We start from the raw sequence: 546 nt of genomic DNA, 5'->3' as shown, positions 1-546 counted from the left end.
GGGCAGGGCGGCACCGGCGGCAGCGCCGGCGGCGCTGGGGCCCAGGCCGGCAACGGGGCCGCCGGCGGCCAGGGCGGCCACGGCGGCCAGGGCGGTCAGGGCTTCGCCGACAACAGCCCCAGCGGCGTGGGCTCCGACGGCGGCAACGGCGGCAGCGGCGGCGCCGGTGGCGCCGGCGGCGTAGTCGGCGCCGTGGGTGTCGGCGCGACCGCGGGCAACGGCGGTGACGGCGGCGCGGCCGGCGCGGGCGGAGTGGGCGGCGCGGCCGGCGTCGACGGCTTCGGTGGCCACGGCGGCAACGCCGGCAATGGCGGCGACGGCGGCGTCGGCGGGGCCGCCTCCGCGTTTGGAGTCGGCGGCAATGGTGGCGACGGCGGCGACGGGGCCGTCGGTGGGGTCGGCGGCGCGACAACCGGGTACGTCGGCCACGGTGGCACCGGCGGCCTCGGCGGCAACGGCGGTGTGGGCGGTGTCGGCGGCGCCGCCCAAGCCGCCATAGCCGCTGCCGAGCGGCTCAGGATAGGGGGTGCTGGTGCTGGTCGGTCG

General features: G+C 81.5%; 1 pseudogene. It reads right to left on the bottom strand.

The features are described 5' to 3' along the window. Nucleotides 1–546, bottom strand: a pseudogene (locus tag A9X00_RS31395) (hypothetical protein); the annotation flags it as partial.

Origin of the sequence: Mycobacterium sp. 1245805.9, assembly GCF_001672915.1 — a bacterium.
GTDB lineage: Bacteria > Actinomycetota > Actinomycetes > Mycobacteriales > Mycobacteriaceae > Mycobacterium.
Note: the sequence above shows the minus strand (reverse complement) of the source record. Positions and strands in the feature narration are given on the sequence as shown.